The 4,488-nt window shown below is 68.9% G+C and carries 4 protein-coding genes and 1 pseudogene; all 5 read right to left on the bottom strand.

Going from position 1 to position 4,488, the window contains the following annotated elements; translation table 11 throughout:
* Positions 1 to 189: 189 nt before the first annotated feature.
* A complete protein-coding gene (locus ACFSKW_RS28010; RefSeq protein WP_379575445.1) occupies positions 190 to 1,398 on the bottom strand; it encodes a site-specific integrase in 1,209 nt (402 codons plus the stop codon).
* Between the two features lie 199 nt (positions 1,399 to 1,597).
* Positions 1,598 to 2,491: an aldo/keto reductase gene (locus ACFSKW_RS28015; RefSeq protein ID WP_379575449.1), complete on the bottom strand. Its 894-nt coding sequence runs from the start codon at positions 2,489 to 2,491 to the stop codon at positions 1,598 to 1,600.
* 14 nt (positions 2,492 to 2,505) lie between these two features.
* Positions 2,506 to 3,006: pseudogene (locus ACFSKW_RS28020) on the bottom strand (fumarylacetoacetate hydrolase family protein); the annotation flags it as partial.
* Positions 3,003 to 3,845, bottom strand: coding sequence for an amidohydrolase family protein (locus ACFSKW_RS28025; RefSeq protein ID WP_379575447.1), 843 nt, complete (start codon positions 3,843 to 3,845; stop codon positions 3,003 to 3,005). The pseudogene ACFSKW_RS28020 and the gene ACFSKW_RS28025, both read right to left, overlap by 4 nt.
* Entirely contained in the window at positions 3,842 to 4,147 is a 306-nt protein-coding gene (locus ACFSKW_RS28030) for an L-rhamnose mutarotase (protein WP_379575448.1), read from the bottom strand. Before ACFSKW_RS28030 ends, ACFSKW_RS28025 begins: the two co-directional genes overlap by 4 nt.
* Positions 4,148 to 4,488 lie beyond the last annotated feature (341 nt).

A 4,488-nucleotide genomic window follows, 5' to 3' on the forward strand; every position in this document is an offset into this window, starting at 1 on the left:
AAGCAGTGCGATGGTCTCGCGAATGTAGCGCCATGCGGTGGTGGCGCCCACGGCGAAGCCCGCTTTTAATCCGTAGGTTCCGGGTTCGAGCCCCGGGCGCCCTACCACTCCTACCTGCGGCTTCCTTCCGTTTGGGGAAGGTTTCTTACTGATCGTGAGACACGTGTGGGTCATACCTGGGTCACATTGTCAGGCCGCCAGCTTGCGGGTCTTCCGAGCGGTCTTGCGGGTGCTGGCCAGGACCAGCTGCGCGATGGCCTGGGCGGACTGGTGGTACACCTCCGGCAGCACCGAGGTGTAGATGTCCGAGGTCACCACGATGCTGCCGTGCCCCAGCGTGCCCTGCACCACCCGCAGATCCGAGCCTGAGGCCAGGGCGAGGGTTGCCGTACCGTGCCGTAGGTCGTGCAGCCGGATCGGTGGCAGATTGCTGGCTTGTACCAGCTGGGGGAACCGGACGGTGAGATAGTCCGGCCGGACCGGGGCCCCATCCCCGCGGGCGAAGATCGGCCCGGATTCGTTCCAGGCTTCGCCCAGCAGCTGTCGTTGGGCCTGCTCGTGGCGGCGCAGTAGCCGAACCGTCTTGGGGTCCAGCGCGACGATCCGTCGGCTGGCAGCGGTTTTCGGCGGGCAGGCGATCAGCCCGTCGTCGGTGTGCACCAGCTGCCGGCTCACGCTGAGCTCCCGCCGGTCGAGGTCCAGGTCCACCCAGCGCAGACCGGCTGCCTCGCCGCGGCGCAGGCCGCGCAGCGCGATCAGCTGCCACAGCGGATACAGCAGGTCGCCACGGGCGAAGGCGAGGAACTCGGCCAACTGCTCAGCGGTCCACACCGCCACCGCGGGCCGCTCGCCGCTTCGCCGCCATGCCACGACCCGGCGCTCGGTCCACACCTGTGGATACGGCCGGCGCGGTGCGGGCAGCCTGATCATCCGCGCCGGGTTGGAGGCCAGCAGGCCCTCACGGACCGCGGCGTTCAACGCCGCGCGCAGCGTCGCCCGGATCCGATGCAGGGTGGAGGACGCGATCGGCTCACCGTACCGGTTACGCCGCCCGACCAAGACGGCGAACATCCGCGCGATGTCGCGGCCGGCCAGCTCGGCCAGCTCGATCCGACCCAGATACGGGATCAGATACAGCCGCACGTGATCGGCATAGGCCTCGCGAGTGCTGGATCGTAGCTGGTGCTGTGTCTCCAGCCAGTGACGTAGCCACCGTGCCAGCGTGTACCCCCTGGCTGACGGATCGTTCTGATCGGCCGCGATCATCTCGCGGCCCGCCTGGCGGGCCTGTTCGGCTGTGCCGAACCCGCCCCGCCGCAGCCGCTCACGACGCCCGGCCAGACCGCTCACCTGCACCGCGAAGTACCAACTCCCGTGCCATTCCTCGGCCAACCGCAAGCATCGCCTGCCCAGCTGCCTGCCGGTAACCGCATCGGCGCACCCGCACCGCTTATGAACCACACATCGAGCCTGAAGACGTCTCATCGTCTTGCCCCTTCTTGATCGACCTCAAGAGCAAGACAACGCCCGCACGCACCACCCCACAAGAGCCCTGAAGCAAAGACCCAAGGAGACGAAACTCCCTCGAGGCACCCGATCAAAAGCGAACTGCGGTTCCGCCCAGTAGCCGCTCCTCGGCGAGTTCGTCCCACAACCGGTCGGGGACGGGCGCGGCGACCAGGGCGGCGTTGCGACGGACTTCCTCGACGGACCGGACTCCCACCACCACGGAGGTGACCGCAGGGTGGCGGAGCGGGAAGGCGAGCGCGGCCTGCGGAAGGGTGACTCCGTGGCCCTCGCACACTGCGGCGATTCGCCGCGCCCGCTTCAGCAGCTCGTCGGATGCGGGCGCGTAGTCGTAGGTGCCCTGCGGGTCGTGGGTGGCCAGCAGCCCGCTGTTGAATACGCCTGCCGCGAGCACGGACACCCCGCGTTCCAAGCAAAGCGTCAGCAGTTCCGCCTCGGCTGACTGGTCGAGCAGGGTGTAGCGGCCGGCGAGCATGACCAGGTCGACGTCGGTTTCGCGGACGGCACGGGCGAGCGGCTGCCACCGGTTCATACCGACGCCGACACCCTTGACGACTCCCTGGTCGCGCAGCTCCAGCAGGGCGGGCACAGCCTCGTCGACTGCCTGTTGCCAGTGGTCGTCGGGGTCGTGTACGAGTGCGATGTCGATCGAGGAGAGACCGAGGCGGTCAAGGCTGTCCCCCAGCGAGCGGCGCACGCCCTCGGCGGAGAAGTCCCACACCCGCCGGTGGTCTGCGGGCACGTCGAAACCCTGGTCGTCACGGCCGCCGCCCTCTGCGGGGACCAGCAACCTGCCCACCTTGGTGGAGAGCGTGAACGACTCGCGGGGTTTACTCGCCAGGAAGGCGCCGAGCCGTCGTTCCGACAGCCCGAGGCCGTAGTGCGGCGCGGTGTCGAACAGCCGGATGCCCGCTTCCCAGGCGGCCTCGGGTTGAAGGTCTCGCTGCTCTTGCCCTTGCCCCACTGGCCACCCGACAGCTCCAGTTGGAACGCGCGCTCGGAGACGTCGTTGGAGACCGCGTATCCGGCCACGCACGCCAGCGCCTCCGCCGGGGAGTCCAGGTAGCGGGCGGTGCGGCCGATCACGACGGCCAGCTCGACCTCCCAGTCCGTCTTGACCGAGCCGCGCGGCAGCACGATGTCATCGAACGGCCCGACCACGGTGTTCGGCGGCTTGTAGAACACCACCGGCGACTCCGGCGGGGCGCTGCCCGACTCGGCGGCGTGCGCGGCGTAGTTCAACCCGACGCACACGACCGCGCCAGGCCGGGCTATCGGCGCGCCGACCCGCAGCCCGGTCACGTCGAGCTCCGGCAGGTCGCCCGCCTCGTGCGCCAGCCGTACCCGATCGAGACCTCCCGACGCCAGGAACGCGCCGTCGATGTCGGCCGTCACCGCCGTCAGGTCGTGGTAGGTGCCGGTGCCGTCCAGCAACACCGGCCGCTCCGACCCGGCGGGCCCGATTCGTAGCAACTTCATTCGTCAACCTCTGGTTTGGGCAGGGCATACACGTGCCGGGCGGTTCCGGCGAAGACGGCGTCACGTTCGGACGTGCTCAGCTCCGCGGTGAGGGTTTCGGCAAGAGCCACTACCTCGCCGTACGAAGCGGCGAGCTCGCAGACCGGCCAGTCGGACCCGAACATCACCCGTTCGGGTCCGAAGCAGTCGAACACATGCGAGGCGTAGGGGGCGATGCCGGTGCTGCTCCAGGAGGTCCACGACGCCACGGTGACCAGGCCGGAGAGCTTGCAGCTGACATTGGGCAGTGCGGCCAGGGCGCGGATCTCCCCGGCCCAGGGTTCGAGGTCCCCGGCGGCGATCGGCGGACCGCCAGCGTGGTCGAGGACGAATCGCACCTCGGGGAGCCGCTGGGCCACCGATCGCGCGACAGGCAGCTGATCGTGCCGTACCAGGAGGTCGTAGGCCAGCCCGGCCGTGCCGAGGTGGTCGAGACCGCGCATCACTGCGGGCCTGGCCAGCCATTCGCGGTCCGGCTCGTCCTGCACTTGATGACGGATGCCGACCAGCGGTCCGGTCAGACCGGCCAGGCTGTCGCCGATCGCCGGGTCGGCGAGGTCGACCCAGCCGACCACTCCGGCGATGAGCCCGCCGGAGTCCGCCGCGACGGCCAGGAACTCCTGGGTCTCCTCCAGCGAGGAGACCGTCTGCACCAGGACGGTGCGGTTCACGTCGGCCGCGCTCGTCGCGCTGCGCAGATCGTCGATGCCGTACGGCCTGCGCAGCGGGTCCAGTCCCGCCATCCATGGATAGACGCGGTCGCGGGGATCCCAGAGATGGTGGTGGGCGTCGATCCTCACGGCAACTGCCAGACCAGGTGCGGGAGGGCGGCGGCGGGGTCGAAGTCGCCGTCCAGGAGCAGGTTGATCCTGGCCTGCCACGCCTTGTCCGCCGGGTGGTCCCGCAGGTGCTCCTTGAGGCGCTCGTAGCCCTCCACCTCTACCAGGTGGAACAGGTCGAGCCCGGACCGCCAGATCCGCCAGCTGTGCACGCCGCCCTCCCGGAGGGCGGCGTCCAGGTCGTCGGGAATGACCGCGTGGACCGCCTCGTACTCGGTTTCCTTGCCCGGCTTGAGCCGGGTGCGCAGGACTAGCGTCTGCATCAGGCCTCCTGCCAGATCTTCCCCTGCGGGAAGAAGTAGGCGTTGATTGACGAGGTGTGGATGGTCGCGTTGAATCCGGGCCTGTCCAGAGCCGCGTAGAAGCCGTCTCTTATCACCACGGATTCGACAAAGTGAGATGCCCCGCGCGGCTCGCGTCCAGCGGGCACCGCTCCAGGAGCAGGCGCAGCCGAGGATCGTTCCCCCGATCTCGGGAGAGCGATCCACGGTCCTGCGGCTCAGATCCATGGAGAAGAGCGTCATCGCTCCCCGAGCACTTCCGGTCACGTCCACGGACGTGGTGTATGAATCGATCTTCGCGTGATCCTGTTTATGCAGGTTAA

The sequence above is a fragment of the Nonomuraea mangrovi genome, assembly GCF_042681425.1.
GTDB lineage: Bacteria > Actinomycetota > Actinomycetes > Streptosporangiales > Streptosporangiaceae > Nonomuraea > Nonomuraea mangrovi.

Bases quoted from the DNA above. Each gene is read 5' to 3' on its own strand.
- ACFSKW_RS28030 (WP_379575448.1), bottom strand. From the start codon at position 4,147: ATGCAGACGCTAGTCCTGCGCACCCGGCTCAAGCCGGGCAAGGAAACC.